This window comes from Vibrio sp. JZG10 (genome assembly GCF_054064075.1).
In genome coordinates this window covers 54,223-77,080 of record NZ_JBSUGE010000013.1, presented here as the reverse complement: position 1 = coordinate 77,080, position 22,858 = coordinate 54,223, and the positions used below count along the sequence as shown (strand labels likewise).

Here is a 22,858-nt window from a genome sequence, read left to right as displayed (position 1 = left end):
CTATCTGTATTTAGGTAGCAATACTGAAAGTCTAAAGTGATTAAATGACAAACATGAAAAACAAGCTTGGGAATAAACTCATTGGTGCACATGTCTCTGCTGCTGGTGGGGTCGACCAAGCGCCGTTGAGAGCTCGCGAAATTGGCGCGAATGCGTTCGCACTATTTACAAAAAACCAACGCCAGTGGGTGGCGAAGCCTTTAGAAGCAAAAACCATCAGTGCGTTTAAAGCGAACTGTAAAATGCTGGGTTTCGGCGCAGAACATATTCTTCCCCATGACTCTTATCTAATTAACTTAGGTGCACCAGAAGCGAATAAGTTGGATAAGTCACGCGCTGCATTCATCGATGAGATGGAGCGTTGTAATCAATTGGGTTTAACGTTGCTGAACTTTCACCCTGGGAGCCACTTAAAGAAAGTTTCTGAACAGGAGTGCTTAGCGACGATCGCTGAGTCGATCAATCTTGCGCACAAAGCGGTGCCGAATGTGATCGCGGTAATCGAGAATACGGCTGGTCAGGGTACAAACCTAGGTTGGAAGTTTGAGCATCTTGCTGAAATCATCGATCAAGTGGAAAACAAAGAACGTGTTGGTGTATGTCTCGATACTTGTCACACGTTTACCGCCGGTTACGATCTGCGTACTAAAGAGGATTGTGAGCATACCTTTGCTGAATTCGACCGTATTGTTGGGATGCACTATTTAAGAGCAATGCATCTAAATGATTCAAAAGTTGCGTTTGCCAGCAAAGTGGATCGCCACCACTCTTTAGGCAAAGGAGAGATCGGGTGGGATTGTTTTGAGTACATCGCGAAAGACCCTCGATTTGATGGTATCCCTCTGATTTTAGAAACAATTGATCCGGATATTTGGCAGCAAGAGATCAACACGTTGCGTCAATTCCATTTAGCGGCGATAGATAACCAATGATGTGAGCGCAGAGTTGGCACCTTTCTTTCTTAGCCACTTAAGTCAATTGGAATTAAGAAAGAAGGATGCCACTATGTCTCGACCACTCTCTTTTGCTTCTTACGCATATAGCCGCCGCGTGCTTCGTTTGCCGATGCCTAATCGTCACATTACCGGACAGGGGCATTTTCGAACGCCACAGAAGCATTAGTCTTTTTTTACTGTTCTCAAGTTCGTGGTAAGTTTTTGTTTGTTTGGGTTTCGCTCGTTAGAATAGAAGCAAAATTTAGGACAGGAACTTTCCATGAATCAGTCACCCACTTGGCACGATGTGATCGGCGAAGAGAAAAAACAGAGCTACTTTGTAGATACTTTGAATTTTGTAGAAGCAGAACGCGCCGCAGGCAAAGCGATTTTTCCGCCAGCGAAAGATGTCTTTAACGCGTTTCGATTTACCGAGTTTAACGATGTTAAAGTAGTGATTCTGGGGCAGGACCCATACCATGGCCCAAATCAGGCACATGGTTTGTGCTTTTCTGTTCTTCCTGGAATCAAAACACCACCATCACTCGTTAATATGTATAAAGAGCTGGCTCAAGATATTGAAGGGTTCCAAATCCCTCAGCATGGATTCTTACAAAGCTGGGCAGAGCAAGGTGTATTGTTGCTCAATACAGTATTGACGGTTGAGCAAGGTAAAGCGCATTCACATTCAAAAACGGGGTGGGAAACGTTCACTGACCGAGTGATTGAAGCGATAAACCAGCATCAGGAAGGCGTGGTGTTTTTATTGTGGGGCTCTCACGCTCAGAAGAAAGGGCGCTTTATTGATCGCAATAAACATCATGTGTTAGCCGCACCACATCCATCACCACTCTCAGCACACCGAGGTTTTTTTGGTTGTAAGCATTTCTCTCAAGCAAACCAGTTACTTGCCTCGCAAGGAAAAGCACCAATCAACTGGCATTTGCCATTAACTGTATAAAAGAAGAGACAGCGATAATGCTACCATTATCGCTGTTTTTTTGAGCACGCTCGAGGCTGATGGCAAATTTCTCATGTACACTTATTAAAAGTAGGTGTTAAGGAGAGACGCTATGATGATCGAAAGAATTCGACGCGAACACGGCTATATGGTTCGTCTGTTGGCGATACTGCGCCATAAACTTAATGAGATAAAAGAAGAACGTGCGATCAACTACGCATTAGTAAGCGAGATAGTTGATTACCTCTCTAATCATTCAGAAAAAGTTCACCATCCGAAAGAAGATATTCTCTATCACCACTTTCTTGAGCACTATGGTAAGCAACAGACCATGGAAAACTTAGAGAAAGAACATCAAGAGTTAGCAAGTAAAACCAAAGAGTTTGCTTCCTTGATAGAGATGATCCTGCAGGATGCAGTTGTGCCTCAAGACATGTTTGTGGCCCACCTAGAGGACTTCATTGAATCACAAAGACGCCACTTGGAGTTAGAGGAGCGAAAAATCCTGCCTCTCATTGAGGAGTTATTCACTACCGAAGATTGGCAGCATGTTGAAAGCTTATGGAGCGTCAGTGAAGATGACCCAGTTTTTGGTGACACTATTGCCGATCGTTATAAACAGTTAGCTGAACGTGTGCGTCAAAGTGATGCTGAGTATGTTTAAGTGTGTGCGATAAAACCTGAGCGAGCGAAAGTATCACTCGGGTTTGTTAGCTGCATTTCTTATTTATTGAGAATTGGACGTAAATTTATCGTTTGCGCTTCTCGACCAAAAGACGGGAAAATTCCTATTGAGTAATAACGGTACTCATACTCAAATCCTGGCGCTTAAACTCAAGTCGTTTACGGTTACTGTAAACAAAAACAAAAGGCACCCTTAAGGTGCCTTTTGTTTGAATTAGAGTTTAATGTCTTCCAAGTTGTAGTCGGTACAGGCATCAAGTTCGCGTAGCTCTTTAAGCAAATTGCGCCTGTCGTTCATCTCTTCTATTTCACGCCACTTTCGCTTTACTGGTTTGGCACGAGATTTGGTTGTTGAGGTAGTATCCAGATTAAAAATGTCATCTAGTTGAAAGCCTTCCATAAGCCACCTTTACCTTTCTTAAGCTAAACTGTTGTAACCAGTCCTTGTGGAGTTTTTTAAGTACCACAATAGCCGTGAGAATAACCATGATATATTTCGCATTTGTGTCGGTAGCATGACATTTTCGTGCAAAAATATTCTCAAAATCACACTTTTCATGGCAATGTTGTGGCTAAAAAATGCACAAACGATCTCAAGAAAACGATTAAATAGAGAGATTTTCAATGTTAATTCGATTTGGCGAGTGGGGGGACAGTGCAAAGGTCAAAGTTGCATAAAACCAGTTTGATGAAATAGTGTTCAATTAGATGGTAAGGCACTAGAGCAAATTTATGTAACACCTTGTGAATACTAGCTTGGTCTTAATTATATGGGTCTCCGTTCTGTTTGGTAGGCGATAATTATTTATGTTGGCATTTGGTAATTGAAATGTTGCGGTTTATGGGTGTTAAGTCTTCCATTTATGTTATTTTTTGGTGACTTTATAGTGAAAAATAACAATGTTATTATCATGATTGCATATTGATTTTTGCGCTCCTAGGTTGCATTATCCGCCCGTCAAAAAATACGCTGGTACGTAAAATGGATGCATGAAGCGACGTTTACGATTCTAGATTGCCCATAAACATTACTTAAAAAGCTAAGCACACTTTGACACTTAGCAGGCAATTTGGTGGATGGCTTGGACGCATAGACCGGCGCAACTCACTTTGAGGTACACATGACAGACTTAATCAATTTGATGAACGATCTCCTTTGGGGTTCGATTCTGGTTTATCTTCTTGTTGGTGTTGGTATTTACTTCACCGTTCGATTAGGGTTCATTCAGTTCCGCCATTTCGGCCACATGTTCTCTGTTCTTAAGAACAGTCGTAAAGCAGACAAAGCTGGTATTTCTTCTTTCCAAGCGCTTTGTACTAGTCTTGCTGCACGTGTTGGTACAGGTAACATGGCGGGCGTTGCAGTTGCATTGACTGCAGGTGGTCCTGGCGCGATCTTCTGGATGTGGCTGATCGCAATGCTTGGTATGGCAACGTCGTTTGCAGAGAGTACTCTGGCGCAGCTATACAAAACCAAAGATGATGATGGCAACTACCGTGGTGGTCCTGCCTACTACATGGAAAAAGGCCTGGGCATGCGTTGGATGGGCGTATTGTTCTCAGTTTTCCTAATCATCGCTTTTGGTTTGGTATTCAACGCTGTACAAGCTAACTCAATTGCAAATGCAATGAGCACCGCATTTGGTTGGAGTGACCTGTACGTTGGTATCGCGGTTGTAGTACTGTCTGCGATTGTAATTTTCGGTGGTATCAAGCGTATCGCAAAAGTCGCAGAGATGATCGTTCCGATCATGGCGCTGCTTTACTTGGCTCTAGCACTGTTCATCATGTTCTCTAATCTAGAGAAGCTACCTGATGTATTAATGCTTATCTTTAAGAGCGCATTTGGTCTGCAAGAAGCGGCGGCTGGTGGTCTTGGCTACGCGATTGCACAGGCAATGATTAACGGTATTAAACGCGGTCTATTCTCGAACGAAGCGGGTATGGGTTCTGCGCCAAACGCGGCGGCTTCAGCAACGCCTTACCCACCACACCCTGCATCTCAAGGTTATGTTCAGATGCTAGGTGTATTTATGGATACGATCGTTATCTGTTCAGCGACAGTGGCTATCATCCTGATGTCAGGTGAGTATGTCGGTCAAGCAACAGAAGTGACGGGTATCGAGCTAACTCAGCGTGCATTGAGCTCGCAAGTTGGTGATTGGGGTGGCATCTTTGTTGCCGTGGCAATCTTCTTCTTTGCATTTACATCAATCATCGCGAACTACTCGTACGCTGAAACGAACCTAATCTTCCTAGAGCACAACCATAAGGCGGGCCTAAGCATTTTCCGCGTTGTTGTTCTTGGTATGGTGATGTTTGGTGCACTTGCTTCGCTCCCAGTCGTATGGTCACTTGCTGATGTTTCGATGGGGCTGATGGCGATAGTCAACTTGGTGGCAATCATCTTGCTATCTGGCATCGTGATTAAGCTAGCAAAAGATTACAACCGCCAACTTGGTGAAGGTAAAGTACCAACGTTTGATGCGAATGACTTCCCTGAGCTGAAATCTCAGCTTGAAGAAGGCATTTGGTACAACGATAAAAAAGACTAAGTGAGCTATCACTCATAGTTGAAAGCTATTAGTACGATGTAAAAAGCCATGCAGACAATGCATGGCTTTTTTTACAGCCAACATATCTAAATAGTTGTTTGACATAGATAACAGTATCTATGTTTTTATTTGATTAATTTAGATTGATAGTCTAACTTTAATTTAGATGTTTTGATTGGGTATTGTATGGAACACTTTTACCACCTTGTAGCAACAAGTCGATCAATAGAAATTGGTGACATTGAGTTAGAAGATTCGCAAAACTCATCAGACTTTACTGTGAGTAAGCCTATGAGCTTTGATGGCGTTAACCTGTTATTTTCTTCTGATGGTGAGCCTGAGTTCTATGCCAATGCGTTTATTATGAGCCGTCGCATTGTCGAAGGAGTTAAAGATACTGAGCCAACTTCGTATGCTCTGCTTCGCTTTTTTCGTTATTTAGGGAAGAACAATCTCAATTGGAATGATGAGGATGAAGAACTTGAGCGTTACCCCATTTATCTCTTCAGAAACTATTTAGATAAACAGATTGCTAAAGGAAACATGCGCCGAAGTGTTGGGGCATCGACTTTATCTGTTATTCGAAGATTCTATGTATTTTGCTTGCGCCACGGTTATGTGGAAAATCTTCCATTTGAGGTGCATGGTCATAATAAATACGGTCAAATGCTGACGGACATCACCATTAAGAGTCCTAAGCAAGAGACCGACCTTACCCCTATGAATGACTTGGACATCAAGCATATTCGAGATAACTGGCATCGAGCAGGAATTTCAGGCGAGTTTCGGTTGTTGGTAGCGACTGCAATTAATTCTGGTCTAAGAGCGATTGAGGTTGCTGATATAAAACCTCGCCACTTCAAAGTCCCCAAGGGCTTTAAGGGTAAAACTTACACCGATATCAATATTGGCCCTTCTCATGGGTGTTATACCAAATACAGTAAAGACCGCACGATTTCGATGCCTGTTTGGTTAATGGAGCAAGTAACTCAATACTGTGAAAGTGAGCGGTACAAGGAGCGTAAACGGCTCTACTTTTTCAACACAGGTGATGAAGATGCGCCTGTATTTATTACAAAGGAAGGGAACCGTTTCAAAGAAGAGGGACAACGGTCAAATTCCATTGATACGCTTTGGGGACGGTTAAGAAATGCGATTAAGGAAAACTGTAACCCTCACTTCGACCACGATTTCCATGATACGAGAGCGACCTATGCGGCTAATAAGCTCGACCTCTTACTCAATATACCTGAATTGAGCACGACACAGGCACTGAAACTACTGAAAGATGAACTTGGACACAAGGACTTGTCTGTGACCATGCGTTATTTAACGCATTGGGAAGGCAACCCAACCAAGAACCAAGTGCCTGAGTTAATGATGGCGTTATTGGAAGAGGAACACATCATATGACGGAGAACTTCGACTCAGATAAGCCTGATAATGTTCGTACCTATCGCTCTATTCCGACCGATGAAATGCAATCAGACAACCCACTGTCCAAGATTCATCAATGGAAATATATCTGGGTATCAAGTACTGGGGTAAACTGCACATGTGACTTCAAAGAGTGGCTGCAATACAGCACCAAGGGGCATGTTTCTCTGCTGATTTCTAAGTTTGAACAATCAGGTTGGGCAGAGTCGAGTAAGGTACGAAACTTTACGTCTATTGGTAATATTTTAAAGCATAGCTTCAACAGCCAACCCCAAAAGCGTAAGTCTAAGGTCGAGTTTTCACCAGAAACGTGTGTGAACTATATTCAGGCTTCTTGGCTGTCTCAGCGAACAACAGGTGTCGGACTGCATGGCAGGCCGATTAAAGCCAAGACTTTGGGGTGGATGGCTTCAGTCTATAACTCAATCCTAAAGAAGTTTGGTTTTGGACAGATACCCAAAGCGAGTCGAAATCTTGATACCGCGAGTGGATCGTTAGATTCCAATAACTACACCAAAAAAGAGTTAAAGCGCATCGCTCGTGCTCTGTTGTCGGATAGGAAATTACTCTACAAAGAGTATTTGAATGAGGCTGCCAGCGAATATTATCGTGAAATTGCTTTTAATAAGCTGATTTCCAATGCGCTATTTCTCTATGTCTATTACACAGCCGCAGGGCAAGCAGAGGCGCTGAATACCTTTGTGGTAGAAGATGGTTGGAGTGTTGATGCTGTCGGTGGTAACCGAATCTCGGTAAAAGGCTTGAAAACCCGAGGATACAAAGAAGAGTCTCGCTCTTTCACTCCAAGGGCGGTATCTAAAACTTTTTTTGAAGAACACTTCGAATTGTCGAAGCTGAATGCTGTCGATTTGGGTCTGGATAAGCATTATCTCTTTAGACGACGCAATGGTAAGAAGCCAACGAATAACAATCTCGACCTATACATTTCAAGTCTAATGAGACGCTCCGTTTTACTGCAAACAATGAAAGCGGCAAATCCAGATTTTTCCTTAACCTGTGAGCGTTTGAAGTCATCCATTAAGCAGTACGCAGAAGAAAAACTAGGGCGACAAGGCTCAATGGAGAGCAATCGTAATTCATCTGAAAGCACATGGAATAATTCAGATTACAGCAAGAACTCAAAAGCAGTCGCACATCGTGAATTGGCTTTTGGAGCCGCCACACTCTTTGCCTTGGGCTGTAACCCAACTGGAGGGGTTACAGCAGCGATAGCAACAACGAAGGCGCAACGTTGTGAAGTTCTGTCTAGCGAAGAAGCCGATGCGCTTAGAGCGTCTTCTAGCGTGCCTGTGGACGATATTGCCAACGGCGGGGTATGTAAAGGTGAAGATGTTCCGCAAAAACGTGAGTTTCAAAAAAGCAATCTAGAGACTGGATTGTTAGATGATGACGATGTGAAAAATACCGCTTGTGGTTATGTCATCAAATGCTTCATATGCAGAAACTTTGCAGTCGTTGATGAGGTTCATGACATTTGGCGTTTGCTGTCGTTTGAGCTTCGTCTCAATGAGGCGGTAGCAGCCCATAAAAGCCTTGATCACTTCATCAAGAATTTCAGTGAGGTGAAGTCAGCGATTCGAGATATAAAGAAACGCTTCAAGAAAAGAAACCTCAAGGCAGCGGAAAAATACCTAGAGCGCCAAGGTTGCCACCCTCTTTGGGATGAAGATTCTATTCAAGATATTTTTAAGGGGTAAGTATGTACAGCATTAGCCATGACCACGCGCTGTTTGAAAAATACGCTTTGCCTAACAATGAAGCTTACCCTATGCCGACTGCGAAAACCGTAGTCAGCGTTAAGCGGGACGGCAGTCCTGCCTCTTACTTTGAGGATGATAACTGGGATTATAATGACCTGTTCAATACCAAGAAAGAGAATAAATCGAACTACACTCTAACGTTCCAAGCCAAGAAGCATAACCCCAAACTGCTTTTAGAGTTTAAGCAGCGAATGTATTGGTTGATATGGGGCGGCAAAGAAACCTTACTGAGTATGGAGGGGAAAACCTTTAGGAAGCTGGAGCATATAAGGATGATACAGGTATGGAACGACTTGCTATTACGAGTTTTTGCCAATACGTCTATCAACGCTTTTTCTTATATTTCAAATGACATTGTATTTTCGCAACTCAAAGAGTCACTACGTGGAGGGGGTGAAGAAAGTATTATCAGAAAACTGGACGCTCTCAATGTACTCACACAGGTTAACCTACACTTCCCTGAGAACGTTAGGTTTCAAATTCCCTACCAAGAGGGAGAGACAGGCAGAAAGGTTGCCAAGAAATATGCCGCTCATGGTAAAGGGCATTATCCTACTGTCATCCCCGTTATTTACGAGCAATACCTTTCTCGTTTAATTCAGGATGTGGAGTCTGCTTACCGAGACTTTTTGGGCGGGCGAGACCTCGAAGCGGATGTCGAGGCAGAGTATCGTTCATTACAGACTGAGCATGATATCGAACAAGAAATCGAAACTCTGTATCAGGAACTCATGGTCGATATTGAGGTTGAGGAAAAAGCAAAAAGCAAAGGCATTTCCCCTCAAGAGGTGCTTGATGACTATCGAGATAAAGCTAAGGTCGAGGTTAAGTCTACCTATCGCAATAAGGCCCATAGATGCGTTATTGATGTCTATAAAAAAGATAATGTCTTGTTAGATGTAAAAGCGTATGCCCAATCAAAAGGGTTGACTGAAAATCAAGCCACAGGTGCTTTTAGAATGATTGAAGTGGCGTGTTTTAGCGCTTGTTCGGCATTCACTGGAATGAGGATGAGTGAATTAACCCAGATTGATGGTGACTCATACAAAGAGATTGACATTGATGGGGTGAAGCTTTGCACAATGCGCTCTTGGACGGATAAGTTAGAAAAGCTAAGTCGTGAGGATGCGTGGGCGTGTGCGCCAATTTGTGAGAAGGCGTTATTAATACTCACTGTGCTCAATGATAAATATCGTTCTGTTTCTGGTGATATTCATCTCTCCCCACGCTTTTCGTTCAAAGGTGAAGGTAAGGGATGGACAGGCGAGACTATTCATCGTCAGTTAAAAGATGTTCAACTCAATACCCATAATTTACGTGTACTTTTTTACGATTACAGCCTTCATATCGATATTCGTTACCTTCCAGAAGAGATGGATGAGGTTTTTAACCTGTTAAATCCTATCGTCCACAAGAAGCTTAACCCGATACAGAAAAATGAGCGTGGAGAGCTGTACTGGCGTTTTAGTACCCACTCTTTAAGACGGACATTTGCTCATTTTGTGGTTGGTCATGGATTGGTTTCATTAGCCTCGTTGAAGCATCAATTTAAGCATATACACCTTGCAATGACGGCTATTTATGCGAGTCATTCTGAGGTTCTAACGCTATTAGGCATTCAAAATCCAGCCCAAATTAAAGAGCAGATCCAAAAGCAAGAAATAGAGTCTCACGCTGAGTACCTTAAGGATATGATTGAGCATCCAGAAGAACAATCTGGTGGCTTCATGATATCCATGAGCGGTGAGCCTATGGTGGTTGGTGACTCTAGGTTTAATCAGTTGGTTGAAGACACCAAAGGCGCAAACAAATCGACAGGGTTCGGTACTTGTTTTTCTGGTGTCTCATGTAGCATGGGGCATTTGTTTGAGCCATCTAAATGCGTCGGCAGGGACTGTGAGAACCTGAATGTAAACAAGGCTGAAGCTAATAACTGGGTCGTAAGGCGGGAGAGATGTATTGATAAAATTGAAAAAATGAAAGAAATGGGGATGTTCAATCGTAGCTCACTAGCCACGCAATTAAGTGATATTCGAACAGCCGAAAAAGTGATGGCTGACCACAACATTCAATTTGAAAAGTATCGAGTGGAGGCTCTGTAATGGCGACGGTTGCAACAAAGCTAGAGAATGCATTAAAGGCTCTTTTGAAGGAAGGAAAAAAAATCAGCCCTTATGCTGTCGAAAGGCGAGCAGGTGTTTCTAATGGTTCATTGAAGAATCATATTGTTCTGCTTGAGAAAGTGTTGGCGGAAAAAGAGAAGTACGCCACCGACCCAACTAATGTAGGGGTTGTAAAGGCTGAAGCTAATAAAGCTAAAGCAAAGGTTTCAAAGGATAAGTACCAAGAGATTTTGGATAAAAACGAAAAGCTTCGAGCTGAGAACGAGCAGTTCAAAGGTGAGCTGAAGGTAATGGCGGATAAAGTCGCTCAGATGACTTGGGAGTTGCACCGCTACAAAACCAAAACACGCAAAGACTCAACAAACGTACATAACTTGAAAGCATAAATTGAAGGGGCTAGGTCTAGGTTGTGGCATAGCTTGGTCTGTCACGTTTATGTCCATCTTCGTTTCAGCGTTGTCTGGCTGAAACGTTTTTTGCCCCATTGTGAGCTACGTGAACAATCTGCTTGACCTAATTTTTATAATGAGTGAAAGTTGCTGGAAATACCTGTTATTGTCTTTTGCTAACTTGTTGTTGATATGAAAACTAGTTTAAGTATTCGCACTTACACAAAGCGCTTTAGTCGCCATGTTCACGATAGCTATCATCAACTGATACTGCCTATTCAAGGTAATATTCATATTGATATGGATGGTTTCTTGGGTAAGGTGAATGCGTGGTGATCCTAAAAGGTGTAGCACATGGATTTAATGCTGATGAAGCAGCACGATTCATTGTAGCTGATCTTGATGATCTGCCTTCGCATTTGATCAGTGAGGAACTAGCTGTTTTTTCGATCTCTCCCCCTTTGTTGAGCTTTATTCACTTTGTTGAAAAGCAACTTGAATATCAGGTGGATAGTGCAATTGAAGCATCTATGGTAAGTATCTTCACCTTATTGCTGGGACAGCAAGAGTTGTCTCGAACTAACGATCCACGGATTCGAGCGTGCAGGTGATGATCAGTGAACGGTTAGCCGAGCCTCTTACCATTCAGTCGCTTGCTAAGATTGCGTATCTTAGTCCAAGTCAGTTCAAGAAGCTCTTCAAAGAAAACGTAGGGATGAGTGTACTCAAATACATCTATAAAAAGGGTAGAAATGAAAATTAAATTATATGCACTGGCGTTAGTGGCGGCGCTTTCTGGCTGTTACGATGACGAAGATTACACATCAAAGCCACCAGCTGAAGTTGAAACTGGCAACGACACATGTCAAATCAGTGAAGATGGTTCGCTTGCATGTGACGGAGGATATTCATGGTGGAATGATCCACTAGTGCAAAGAGATGGTGACTTGCTGGCGTTCTCAGGCGTATCTGTCGATGAAGAAAAAAGCACGCAGTGGGTTTCCATTTACAACACAAAAACAAAGGCAATAAATACGAAAGTTTTCGATAAAATTTACCTGCCAGATGAACACAACACGCCAGCAATAAAGCGCATTAGCGATTACTGGTTGGTTTCTGTTATGGGTCATAATGAGCCAAGGACGAGCGTGGGGAAAAAGATTTTTATCTACAAGCTAGATGATGATCTAAACGTCATCGATAAAGATGTATTTAAATGGGAAAGCCCACTCTCATACACGCAAATATTAAGTGATGGGAATGATCTTTATTTTGGTATGCGTGATATGCACAAAGGCTGGGGCGTTGTTAATCTAAATGATGACAATGGCCTAATCCCATTTAAGATGACGAGCTTGCTATACCCTATCATGCACATTAGTGACGGCGTGATTAATATGGTGTCAAGCTACCACCCAAAAAGAACGGTGCAAGATTTGGAACTGGCACACATTGAAACAGCAAGTGGAATTAATCGAGTAAGAACCGATCACATTTACAGTCCCGTTGATTCTCAGCGACTACTGAACGCGAAATTTGACTCTTATGGCAATGGCTGTGCGGTTTATTCAGAAATTAATGACGGTCACGAGTGGGAGCTTAGCCTGGTAACTTTTGAGAATGGTAAATTTACTAGCAACGAGTACATGGGAAATTATGTTGGCGTTCTCGGTTACAAAGACAACTCGGACTTTAATGGAAAATATGTCTTAGGCGCGGATATTGTTGATTGCAAGACGGTCGTAGTTGCCACTGAATCAAATAATGGCAATTACGAAATCGTGAGAAAAAACATTTACGGCGACGAGGATGTTTTATTTACTTCAAATAAATTACTGTACCGACCAATCGTTGAGGGTAACGTCGTAATGTTTAATGAAGCGGATTACTGGTTTGATTACACGGATTATAAAACCACTCAGCACATTAAGTTTTTTTAACCAAAGAGAAAAGCCCCGTTAATTCGGGGCTTTTTGTTTGTTACCTTGTCACAACTCGTAACTGTATAGCTCGGAAATTTCATCAGACTGTATGCACAAATAGTCTAACGTCTGCTGTTCTGTACTATGCCCGAAAGCAGTCATTAACAAAGGGAGCGGTGTCTGATTTTCCTTTCTTTGCCAGTAACCCCACGTCTTTCTTAGCGTGTGACTGCCATAGTTGCCCTCCAGCCCTGCTCTATTACACCAATCCTTAACCATATTGTTAAGCGTAGGAACCATTAGAGCGCCACCTTTACGGCTTACAAAAAGCGGAGCGTCACCATCTAAACCAGAATGCTCTATCCATTTTTGTAGCGCATCGACCACGGAGTTGAGAAGTGGACCCCAATGGTTGGAGACTTCTGATGGAAAAGCTAGGGCTTTCCACTGATGAAATTGCGTTTTACCGTGCATTGGTCACCAACGAGGCATCTGTGCGCACCTTGGGCGATGACAACTTGCGCCAACTCGCCATTGAACTCACGCACCAACTGCGTAAATCCGCTACTGTAGATTGGCAGAAACGAGAAAGCGTGCGTGCACGGATGCGCAACCTTGTACGCCGTTTATTGCGTCGCTGGAAATATCCACCTGATGCGGCTGAAGAGGCGATTAAGCTGGTTCTGGATCAAGCAGAAGTGCTGGCTGATGGATGGTATGCAGCAGCATAATTTTAATATAGGCAAGAGGTGAAACCTCGCCTTTTGCATATTTATTTATCATTGACTTCCACTTTAGTGGGAGTATCGGTTCGGTCAGAATACATTAAGTAATGAATAGAGAGTTTTTTAGAGTATCGACTCTAACTGATTTTTGTCCAAAAGTGAGCTAGGAAGCAACAGAACCAGATATCCTCAGAAAGACTTCCTAATGGCAAAAACTTAGATAAACTGTAAAACAGAGTTGCAAAAGAAACCGATCTAATTTTTTCCGTTTATGAATAAGATAAATGCAAAAAGTTAGATTTTAGAGGGAAAAGTTAGATATTTTTTGTGTAACCCTTGTGCGTAAAGGGATTCCTAACTTTTTTATCTAACTTTATGTTAAGGGTGTTTTTTTGTACCCTATTAAAAAACAGAATTAGAGAAGGGAAAGTCATGCTTATCGTAGTTTCTCCAGCGAAGACTCTTGATTACGAGTCTCCGTTAGCGACAGAAAAATTTACTCAACCTGAGTTGGTCGAATACTCAAAAGAGCTTATCGATGTTTGCCGCAAACTGACTCCTGCTGATGTTGCCTCTTTAATGAAAGTGAGCGACAAGATTGCCGATTTGAATGTCGGGCGATTTCAAGAGTGGAGTGAAACGTTTACCACAGAAAACTCACGACAAGCGATCCTAGCGTTTAAAGGTGATGTTTACACAGGACTAGACGCCGAAACCTTATCTGAGGCGGACTTCGAATATGCTCAAGATCATCTGCGTATGCTATCGGGTCTTTATGGTTTACTAAAACCACTTGATTTGATGCAGCCATACCGTCTTGAAATGGGTACCAAGCTTGCAAACGACAAAGGTACGAACTTGTACCAGTTTTGGGGCAATGTGATTACGGACAAGCTTAACGAAGCGATTTCTGCTCAAGGTGATAATGTGCTTATCAACCTTGCATCAAATGAATACTTTAAAGCGGTGAAGCCAAAAAACTTAGATGCGCAAGTGATCACGCCAGTATTCAAAGATTGTAAGAATGGCCAATACAAGGTCATCAGCTTCTACGCGAAGAAAGCGCGCGGCATGATGGCGCGCTACATCATAGAAAACCGTATTGAGAGCGTGGCAGACCTGACTAAGTTTGATACGGCGGGTTACTACTTTGTTGAAGATGAATCGACACCAACAGAGTTAGTATTTAAACGCGAAGAGCAAAACTAAAACTGATTGAGACGCAGTCTACGTTAATCTCTATCAGTACAAACGAAAAAGGGTTGGCAGTGCCAACCCTTTGTTATGTTTTAGCTTGGGCTATTTCGCCCCAATAAGATTACTTCTTCTTAGCGGTTTTCTTTTTCGCTGGCTTCTTCTTGTCTTCTTTTTTCTTTTTCTTCTTAAACACAGGTTTTTTGTGTTTCGGACGCATCTCTTTCACGAAACGCTCTTTGATGTCTTCTTTCACGTAACGTGCAACGCGATCCATCATTGGTTGGTCGTGTGCTTCTACGATTGAGATAGCGTTACCTTTCTTACCAGCACGAGCCGTACGGCCAATACGGTGAAGGTAGACATCAGCCGTACGTGGCATGTCGTAGTTAATAACGTGTGACACATCCGGAAGGTCGATACCACGCGCAGCAACATCCGTCGCGAGCAGCACGTTCACAGTACCATCGCGGAAGCGAGAAATCGCATTGTTACGACGATCTTGAGGCATTTCACCTTGAATCCAAGAACATGGAATCTGTGCGCTCTCAAGCTGCGCTCGTAGCTCCGCCAAACGCTCACGTGTCTTCAAGAAGACAATGGTGCGTTCTGCTTGCTGAGTAATAATGTGTTTTAGTAATTCAAGCTTGTGTTCTGCATCATCAGCACGGTGGTACCACTGAGCAATCTTCTTACGTTCACGCAGTGGCGATTTTGCATCAATCTCTGCAGGGTCATTCAACAGATCAGCGGTAAAGCCTTCTACGCCTTTACCCTCTAGTGTTGCTGAGAATAGAAGGGTTTGTTTACGCCAGCGGCACTCGTTAGATAGGCGATCAACAGTAGGAGCAAAACCCATGTCTAGCATACGGTCTGCTTCATCCAGAATTAACCATTCAATCGCACGGCAATCAAAACGCTCTGCATCAATGTATTCTTTTAAACGGCCAGGCGTTGCAACCACAATGTCTTGTGTTGTCGCAAGGATATCGGCGTGCTCTTGGTATTGAACACCACCTGTGATGGTGAAAATGTTCAGTTTAGTGTTTTTTGCCAAAGCTCGTGCTTGATCAGCGATTTGCATCGCCAATTCGCGCGTCGGCGTTAGGATCAAAATACGCGCAGGTCCAGGCTTGCGACGAGGGAAGTCTTGCAAGTATTGCAATGCAGGCAGGACGAAGGCTGCCGTTTTACCAGTACCTGTTGGCGCTGACGCTAAAATGTCACGACCATCCAACGCTTGTGGAATCGCTTCTGCCTGAATTTTTGTTGGGCGTTCGTAACCCATCTCTTCAATGGCTTCAAGTAGGTTTTGGTCTAGATCAAGTTCAGCAAAGGTTCTGATCACAATGAGTTCTCCACAAGCAAAGCTTGGTTAATGGTTCGCCACAACAGCATAGAATACAAAAAGGTCGCACATTATAAAGTGATTGGTGATAAGGATCACATGTTATTTCACATCTTAAGATAAAACTCGCGGGTTAATTGGACGAAATCGTCACTGTAACCGTCATGCGAATGAATTATTAAATGTGATTCTTGAGTATCGCAAGGCTGCTTCGCCAGTTCAAATAACAGTCGATGTACCGGTTTCTTTTCTGATGGCTGTACACGACAGACTCGCGATAGATGCCAACCTTGGTGTAATGCTAGTTCAATAAACCGTTCGCCTTCGGTGATTGGTAACACAAAATTAGCTTTCCCTTGTTCATCAAGCAACTGATAGCAACGTTGTAGCAATGCGTTGTGGCGTAGCGTATCAGTGTGCCTCGCGGTTGCACGTTGACTGTGTTTCGATTGCTCGCCGCTATTGAAGTAGGGCGGATTACAAATGATACGTTGGAATGGATGCGTCGGCGTAAAGTCTAGTACGTCAGAATGATGCACACTCACACGAGCTGACCAAGGCGACTGAACCACATTTTTTTGCGCAGCTTCAATGGCTGTTAATTCAATATCGACCGCGGTTACTTGAGCTTCTGTAAAGCGTTGGGCACACATCAGGGCAAGCAACCCGGTGCCAGTGCCAATATCGAGAATTTGAGCGTTGTTCGGGCTTTGAATCCAAGCACCAAGCATGACCCCATCAGTGCTGACGGGCATACCACTCTCGCCGCCCTCAATACAAAATTGCTTAAAATTGAAGCCTTTAGTTTTCAGTTTTTTGCTCTTCATGATTGTTTTATGTTTGCTCAATAATTAAGTGAATTTCTCTATTGTTTCTTAATTGTATAGATTGTTGTTTTGTTGGTTATTAAATTGTATTGTTAATTGATCGAGATAAAGAACTGGTCTGTTATTTAGATCTGGTTATATCCACTGCTTTTAAGTTTGAAAACTAAATTAATATGGTGTTTTTTTCTTAAAGGTTGCCAAATGATGAGTCTTTCGTCATTATGCGGCGAAAATTTTATAGATTGAACCACGTTACTTATTGACTTTAGGTATACAAAAAGTGGTCTAAGCATACACAACATTCATTAATTAAAAGACAAGGGTTATCTGTGAAGCAGACGTTAAAACTAACAGATATTATCGCAGTAGGCTTTATGCTATTTGCGTTCTTTTTAGGTGCGGGCAATATCATCTTTCCACCTCTAGCGGGTCAGCTAGCCGGTGAAAACTTAATGCCAGCGATGTTTGGTTTCTTGCTAACAGCGGTAGGTCTACCTCTTATTACTATCGTTGCTATTGCTGTTGCTGGTGGTTCTTGGGATCACTTAACGCAAGACCTTCCGAAAAAAGCAGCGGTTATTATGGCTGCGTTGATCTTCATCATCATCGGTCCTGCATTTGCTGCGCCTCGTACTGGCCTAGTGGCTTACGAGATGGCGGTGAAACCTTTCTTCCTTGAAGCGTCACAAACGCATCTCACTGCATTTTCAGTGATCTTCTTTATTGCGGCGATGATGTTCTCATGGTTCCAAGGCCGTCTTATCGACTTGATTGGTAAAGTGCTGACTCCAGCGCTGTTTGTCGGTTTGATCATTCTTGCTGTCGCGGTATTTATTGATCCTCAAGGTGACATGCTGGGCGCGCACGGTGAGTACTTAACGCAACCACTGACCAAAGGCTTCCTAGAAGGCTACAACACAATGGATACGTTCGCGTCATTGATGTTTGGCATGCTGATGGTTGATGCACTGCGCGGTAAAGGCATTACTGAGCGTTCTGCAACGACTAAATATCTGATCTATGCAGGTTGTATTGCCGCTGCTGGTCTTGCGTTTGTTTACATCTCACTATTCTACTTGGGCGCGACGAGTGCAACTGTTGCTGCTGGTGCAGATAACGGTGGTCTGGTACTTAGCCAATACGTTCAAGCGCTGTTTGGTCCATACGGTCAAATCGTTCTGTCTGTCATTGTATTACTAGCGTGTTTGACAACGGCTATTGGCTTGATTTCTGCGTGTTCAGACTTCTTCAGCTCGAAAACGCCACTGTCATACAAGCAATGGGTACTTATTAACGGTTCTGTTTGTGCGTTGGTTGCGAATGTCGGCCTTGCACAACTGATTTCTCTGTCAGTGCCAGTATTGTTTGCGCTGTACCCTGTGGCGATTGCGTTGGTTGCACTAACATTTGTACGCAGCAAACTGCCAAATCCACGTTTTGCTTACCGCGCGGTACTGCTTGTATCTCTGCTGTTTGCGTTGGTTGATGCGGCAAAAGTATCGGGTGTTGATGTTTCTGCGTTTAACATGTTGCCACTATTCGAAGTGGGCATGGGTTGGGTGCTTCCAACATTTACGGCTATCGTGTGCATGTTCTTCATCGCGAAACCTCGTCCAGAGCTAGCACAAGAAACAGCGTAATAACTTCGCACTATCAAGATATTAAAAAGCCCGATGAATTACTTCATCGGGCTTTTTATTTTTTATCTTTGAAGCGTTCACACTATTAAAGTGTGTCGTGGAACTCCACAAGAACTTGTTCACACCATTTTTCGATGCGCTCATCACTCAGTTCGTACTGCGAGTCTTCATCTAACGCTAGTCCAACAAACTTGCTGCCATCTTCAATCAGTGCTTTCGATGCTTCAAATTCGTAGCCTTCATTTGGCCAGTAACCGATAAAGGTTGCGCCGGTCGCTTGTAATTCATCGTGAAGTAAGCCCATCGCGTCCAAATACCACTCACCGTAGCCTTCTTGGTCACCCAGACCAAACAGCGCGACAACTTTACCTTTTAATGGTGTTGTTGCGATGTCTTGCCAAATCGCGTTCCAATCTTCTTGAATTTCACCAAAGTCCCAAGTTGAGATGCCAAGGAGTAGTAAGTCGTAGTCTGCCATTAGTGATAACGGTGTCTCTTTCACATTGTGAATGTCGACAAGGTCTTCACCAATAATGGTACGAATTTTCTCTGCTGCCATTTCGGTGTAGCAGGTCGTTGAGCCGTAAAAGAGTCCGATTTTCATTATATTCATCGTTATTTGTGTTGCTGTTGTGGAAGATTCTAACCATAAATTGAGGAAGATTGCAGCGAATATCCTAAGCGGGATGATTTTTTTATGGTATTGGATCGGTAGGTGCCTTAATCTAAGTACTGTAAATATAAACAGATAAGGAAGCGTTCATGACGGCACAACAGCCTGTCAATCAACAAGATTTTTCGCTTGTTGAGCAATTCTTAGATGCGATGTGGATGGAGCGTGGGCTATCAGAGAACACGCTGGCTTCCTATCGAAATGATTTGATGAAGCTGCTCACGTGGATGGAGAAACATCGCTACCGTCTTGATTTCATTAGTTTGTCTGGCTTGCAAGAATACCAAAGCTACCTTGTAGACTTGGATTACAAGCAGACGTCCCGTGCGCGTATGTTGTCGGCAATTCGCCGTTTATTCCAATATCTGCATCGTGAGAAAGTACGTGCTGATGATCCGAGTGCGCTCTTGGTCAGTCCTAAACTGCCACAACGCTTGCCCAAAGATATTAGTGAAGAGCAAGTGGACGCCTTGCTCGAAGCGCCAGACCCGAATGATCCTGTGGAATTGCGGGATAAAGCGATGCTGGAACTACTGTATGCGACTGGTTTGCGTGTGACGGAATTGGTCAGTTTAACTATGGAAAACATTAGTTTGCGTCAAGGAGTTGTACGTGTCACAGGTAAAGGCGGTAAAGAGCGCTTAGTGCCAATGGGGGAGAACGCGGTAGATTGGATCGAGACGTTTATTCAACAAGGGCGCCCTGCGTTACTTGGTGATACATCATCTGATATTGTTTTTCCTAGTAAACGCGCAAGGCAAATGACTCGTCAGACGTTTTGGCACCGTATTAAGTACTATGCTTTGATAGCAGGGATTGACACTGAACAGCTGTCGCCGCACGTACTGCGTCATGCCTTTGCCACGCATTTATTGAACTATGGCGCAGATCTCAGGGTCGTACAGATGCTATTAGGACATAGTGACTTATCGACCACGCAAATTTATACTCACGTGGCGACTGAACGATTGAAGCAGATCCACAGTCAACACCACCCAAGAGCATAACAATGGTTAGATTCATCCATGTCTTCTTGGAAAAACGATTTTATATTAAGGTGAATTTCATGAGCGTATTACGCCGACTAACTCTGCTGACTTTACCATTTTTTGTTACCGCGTGTGGTGCAGAAGAAAGTCAGGCTAAAACGGACACTCCTGCACAGCAAGTGGCACCAGCTGCGCAAAGCAGTTTTGATGAAGCAGCATTAAAAACTAAGTTCTCAAAGCTTGGTTTATCTATCGTTGATATTCAGCCATCAGAAGTTGCTGGTTTATTGGAAATCCAAACTAATGGTGGGATCTTGTTTGCTTCAAATGATGGTAGCCATTTTATCGCCGGTACGCTTTATGCTATCAATGACGATGGTAGTTACAAAGATGTCATTGCAGAGCGCCAAGCGCCGCTTAATGCGGAGAAAATCGCGCAGTTTTCCGATAGCGTGATTGAATACAAAGCCGACGATGAAAAATATGCTGTGACGGTATTTACTGATATCACTTGTGGTTACTGTGTGCGTCTGCACAGCCAAATGCAAGGCTATAACGATCTAGGCATTACAGTGCGTTACATGGCTTACCCTCGCCAAGGTGCTACTGGCCCAGTAGCAGAGCAAATGGCAACGATTTGGTGTGCTGAAGATCCAAAGTCGGCAATGCACAACGCGAAAGTGAATCGTACGTTTGATAACCCTGCGAAAGACTTAAAACAGTGTAAAGAAACCATCCAATCACATTACAATCTAGGTCGCCAATTGGGAATTTCTGGTACGCCAGCGATCTTCTTACCGAATGGCGAAATGGTTGGCGGTTACCTACCACCTGCAGAGCTATTGAAACGTTTAAAGCAACAATAATCCTTTAGGAGCAGAGCCGGCAAAGTCGCCGGCTCTTTTCAAGCATGATAGAAATTCAACGACGTCCTGAACCTGATCTTTCCCTTCTTCCTGATTCCATTCCTCCGATTCTCAAACGTATCTACATCAACCGTGGGATTACGGATCCTGCGCAACTAGAAACGTCAGCTCGTGGTTTGCATTCTTACCAAAAACTCGGGGGGATTGAGCAAGCTGTCGAGCTTTTGTTTCAGGCAATAAAAGAACAAAAACGCATCATCGTTGTCGGTGATTTTGACGCTGATGGCGCGACGAGCTCTGCATTGTCGGTGCTCGCTCTGCGTATGCTTGGTAGTCACAATGTGGACTACCTAGTACCGAATCGTTTTGAAGACGGTTATGGGTTAAGCCCAGAAGTCGTTGACCAGGCATTAGAGCTTGGCGCTGAGATGATCATGACGGTAGATAACGGTGTGTCATCAATCGAAGGCGTGCGTTACGCAAAAGAAAACGGCATTACCGTGCTCGTTACCGATCACCACTTACCGGGACAAGTGTTGCCTGATGTGGATGCAATGGTGAACCCAAACCTTGAGAGCTGTCATTTTCCGTCTAAAGCGCTCGCTGGTGTCGGGGTCGCGTTTTATCTCATGATGGCACTATGCGTTCATATGCGAAAACACAATTGGTTTGCAGCACAGGGGATGCAAGAGCCTAAGTTGATGGAACTGATTGACCTTGTTGCACTGGGTACCGTCGCCGATGTCGTGCCATTGGATGAAAACAACCGCATTCTTGTACACCAAGGCTTGCAACGTATTCGTGCGGGCAAAGCGCGCCCTGGCATTCAAGCATTGATTGAGGTCGCGAAGCGTGATGCGCGTCGTTTGGTGGCGTCCGATTTTGGTTTTGCTTTAGGTCCTCGTATCAATGCTGCTGGTCGCCTTGATGACATGTCATTTGGTGTTGAACTGTTGATGTGTAACAACATTCACGCCGCTCGTCGTATGGCAAGTGAACTGGATGGTTTGAACCAAACTCGTAAAGAGATTGAAGAAGGCATGAAGCAAGAAGCGATGGCTTTCTGCGAACGTCTTCAGTTTGGTGAAGGCAGTGAGCTTCCTTACGGATTAGCCTTGTTCCAACGTGATTGGCACCAAGGTGTGATTGGTATTTTGGCCTCGCGCATCAAAGAGAAGTTTCACCGTCCAGTCATCGCATTTGCTGATGGCGGAGAAGGGACAATTAAGGGCTCGTGTCGTTCTATTCCGGGGTTACACATGCGTGATGCGTTGGATTTCATCGACACGCAAAACCCAGGTTTGATCATCAAATTTGGTGGTCACGCGATGGCGGCAGGCTTAACAATTAAAGAGCAGGATTTCGAACGTTTCAGCCGTTTATTTGATGAAGTGGTAAAAAAGGAACTCGATGAAGCTGCGCTAAAAGGCGTGATCATGTCAGATGGTGAACTTAAGCCTGAAGAATTCTCTATGCATGTCGCTGAACAGCTACGGTCTGGTGGCCCTTTTGGACAAGCCTTCCCTGAACCAATCTTTGATGGTGAGTTTAAAGTGTTGCATCAAAAGCTGGTGGGTGAGAAGCATCTTAAATTAATGTTAGAGCCGCTTTACAAAGGTCACCCTACCAATGTGATGATCGATGGCATTGCATTTAATGTCGATTTGCGTCGCTGGCCGGATGCATCAGTTAAAACGGTACGTTTAGCTTACAAATTGGATGTGAATGAATTTCGTGGGAATCAATCACTGCAATTGATGATCGATCATATCGAAGCTAAGTAATATTTAGATTAACCTTTCTTATAGA

At 43.6% G+C, this 22,858-nt stretch carries 19 protein-coding genes and 2 pseudogenes; 16 read left to right on the top strand and 5 right to left on the bottom strand.

Annotated elements, in window-relative coordinates; translation table 11 throughout:
• Positions 1–44 precede the first annotated feature (44 nt).
• The 3 genes from nfo to ACWYVB_RS15190 all read left to right on the top strand — a co-directional run bounded on the left by nfo (position 45) and on the right by ACWYVB_RS15190 (position 2,560).
• Positions 45–932 (top strand): deoxyribonuclease IV, encoded by an 888-nt coding sequence (gene nfo / locus ACWYVB_RS15200; protein ID WP_457529378.1) that lies wholly within the window; start codon positions 45–47, stop codon positions 930–932.
• 283 nt (positions 933–1,215) lie between these two features.
• Positions 1,216–1,896, top strand: coding sequence for a uracil-DNA glycosylase (gene ung / locus ACWYVB_RS15195; protein WP_005396298.1), 681 nt, complete (start codon positions 1,216–1,218; stop codon positions 1,894–1,896).
• A gap of 112 nt (positions 1,897–2,008) precedes the next feature.
• Positions 2,009–2,560 (top strand): hemerythrin domain-containing protein, encoded by a 552-nt coding sequence (locus tag ACWYVB_RS15190; RefSeq protein WP_005396296.1) that lies wholly within the window; start codon positions 2,009–2,011, stop codon positions 2,558–2,560.
• Positions 2,561–2,794: 234 nt separating this feature from the next.
• On the opposite strand, the gene ACWYVB_RS15185 is transcribed toward ACWYVB_RS15190, so the two are convergent.
• Positions 2,795–2,980, bottom strand: a complete 186-nt coding sequence (locus tag ACWYVB_RS15185; protein WP_005396294.1) for a DUF3545 family protein — start codon at positions 2,978–2,980, stop codon at positions 2,795–2,797.
• 721 nt (positions 2,981–3,701) lie between these two features.
• Here ACWYVB_RS15185 and ACWYVB_RS15180 point away from each other — a divergent pair.
• From ACWYVB_RS15180 to ACWYVB_RS15150, 7 genes and pseudogenes are all read left to right on the top strand, one after another.
• Positions 3,702–5,135: an alanine/glycine:cation symporter family protein gene (locus ACWYVB_RS15180; RefSeq protein WP_005396293.1), complete on the top strand. Its 1,434-nt coding sequence runs from the start codon at positions 3,702–3,704 to the stop codon at positions 5,133–5,135.
• Between the two features lie 186 nt (positions 5,136–5,321).
• Positions 5,322–6,548 carry a site-specific integrase gene (locus ACWYVB_RS15175; RefSeq protein WP_457529376.1) on the top strand — a complete coding sequence of 409 codons (1,227 nt, stop codon included), beginning with the start codon at positions 5,322–5,324 and terminating at the stop codon, positions 6,546–6,548.
• Positions 6,545–8,290, top strand: a complete 1,746-nt coding sequence (locus ACWYVB_RS15170; protein ID WP_457529374.1) for a hypothetical protein — start codon at positions 6,545–6,547, stop codon at positions 8,288–8,290. Before ACWYVB_RS15175 ends, ACWYVB_RS15170 begins: the two co-directional genes overlap by 4 nt.
• Positions 8,291–8,292: 2 nt before the next feature.
• Complete coding sequence (locus ACWYVB_RS15165) at positions 8,293–10,455, top strand: site-specific integrase (protein WP_457529372.1); 2,163 nt, start codon at positions 8,293–8,295, stop codon at positions 10,453–10,455.
• Complete coding sequence (locus ACWYVB_RS15160; protein WP_112404662.1) at positions 10,455–10,862, top strand: hypothetical protein; 408 nt, start codon at positions 10,455–10,457, stop codon at positions 10,860–10,862. Before ACWYVB_RS15165 ends, ACWYVB_RS15160 begins: the two co-directional genes overlap by 1 nt.
• A 195-nt stretch (positions 10,863–11,057) precedes the next feature.
• A pseudogene (locus ACWYVB_RS15155) lies at positions 11,058–11,601 on the top strand (AraC family transcriptional regulator); the annotation flags it as partial.
• Positions 11,602–11,617: 16 nt separating this feature from the next.
• Positions 11,618–12,805: a hypothetical protein gene (locus tag ACWYVB_RS15150; RefSeq protein ID WP_257888661.1), complete on the top strand. Its 1,188-nt coding sequence runs from the start codon at positions 11,618–11,620 to the stop codon at positions 12,803–12,805.
• A 48-nt stretch (positions 12,806–12,853) separates the two neighbouring features.
• Here the strand turns inward: ACWYVB_RS15150 and ACWYVB_RS15145 are convergent, their stop codons facing one another.
• The gene (locus ACWYVB_RS15145) at positions 12,854–13,261 is read right to left on the bottom strand and encodes a tyrosine-type recombinase/integrase (protein ID WP_412035018.1); all 408 of its coding nucleotides are present in this window, start codon (positions 13,259–13,261) and stop codon (positions 12,854–12,856) included.
• Between ACWYVB_RS15145 and ACWYVB_RS15140 the strand changes: the two are divergent.
• Both ACWYVB_RS15140 and yaaA read left to right on the top strand, forming a co-directional pair.
• A pseudogene (locus tag ACWYVB_RS15140) lies at positions 13,210–13,518 on the top strand (type I restriction enzyme endonuclease domain-containing protein); the annotation flags it as partial. The gene ACWYVB_RS15145 and the pseudogene ACWYVB_RS15140 sit on opposite strands and share 52 nt — an antisense overlap.
• 426 nt (positions 13,519–13,944) lie before the next feature.
• Positions 13,945–14,721: a peroxide stress protein YaaA gene (gene yaaA, locus ACWYVB_RS15135; RefSeq protein ID WP_012842137.1), complete on the top strand. Its 777-nt coding sequence runs from the start codon at positions 13,945–13,947 to the stop codon at positions 14,719–14,721.
• A gap of 109 nt (positions 14,722–14,830) precedes the next feature.
• Here yaaA and srmB read toward each other — a convergent pair whose 3' ends face one another.
• Both srmB and ACWYVB_RS15125 read right to left on the bottom strand, forming a co-directional pair.
• Positions 14,831–16,054: an ATP-dependent RNA helicase SrmB gene (gene srmB, locus ACWYVB_RS15130; RefSeq protein WP_005396291.1), complete on the bottom strand. Its 1,224-nt coding sequence runs from the start codon at positions 16,052–16,054 to the stop codon at positions 14,831–14,833.
• Between the two features lie 107 nt (positions 16,055–16,161).
• Positions 16,162–16,881 carry a tRNA1(Val) (adenine(37)-N6)-methyltransferase gene (locus ACWYVB_RS15125; protein ID WP_134647773.1) on the bottom strand — a complete coding sequence of 240 codons (720 nt, stop codon included), beginning with the start codon at positions 16,879–16,881 and terminating at the stop codon, positions 16,162–16,164.
• 329 nt (positions 16,882–17,210) lie between these two features.
• On the opposite strand from ACWYVB_RS15125, the gene brnQ reads away from it, so the two are divergent.
• Positions 17,211–18,521, top strand: coding sequence for a branched-chain amino acid transport system II carrier protein (brnQ, locus tag ACWYVB_RS15120; RefSeq protein WP_301639815.1), 1,311 nt, complete (start codon positions 17,211–17,213; stop codon positions 18,519–18,521).
• A gap of 85 nt (positions 18,522–18,606) precedes the next feature.
• On the opposite strand, the gene fldB is transcribed toward brnQ, so the two are convergent.
• A complete protein-coding gene (gene fldB / locus ACWYVB_RS15115; RefSeq protein ID WP_005397338.1) occupies positions 18,607–19,125 on the bottom strand; it encodes a flavodoxin FldB in 519 nt (172 codons plus the stop codon).
• 158 nt (positions 19,126–19,283) lie between these two features.
• On the opposite strand from fldB, the gene xerD reads away from it, so the two are divergent.
• Genes xerD through recJ form a run of 3 tightly spaced genes read left to right on the top strand, consistent with a single transcriptional unit; the run spans position 19,284 to position 22,833 of the window.
• Entirely contained in the window at positions 19,284–20,201 is a 918-nt protein-coding gene (gene xerD / locus ACWYVB_RS15110) for a site-specific tyrosine recombinase XerD (protein WP_005397336.1), read from the top strand.
• A 59-nt stretch (positions 20,202–20,260) separates the two neighbouring features.
• A complete protein-coding gene (gene dsbC, locus ACWYVB_RS15105; protein ID WP_301582549.1) occupies positions 20,261–21,049 on the top strand; it encodes a bifunctional protein-disulfide isomerase/oxidoreductase DsbC in 789 nt (262 codons plus the stop codon).
• A gap of 44 nt (positions 21,050–21,093) precedes the next feature.
• Positions 21,094–22,833, top strand: a complete 1,740-nt coding sequence (gene recJ / locus ACWYVB_RS15100; RefSeq protein ID WP_203346651.1) for a single-stranded-DNA-specific exonuclease RecJ — start codon at positions 21,094–21,096, stop codon at positions 22,831–22,833.
• Positions 22,834–22,858: the final 25 nt, after the last annotated feature.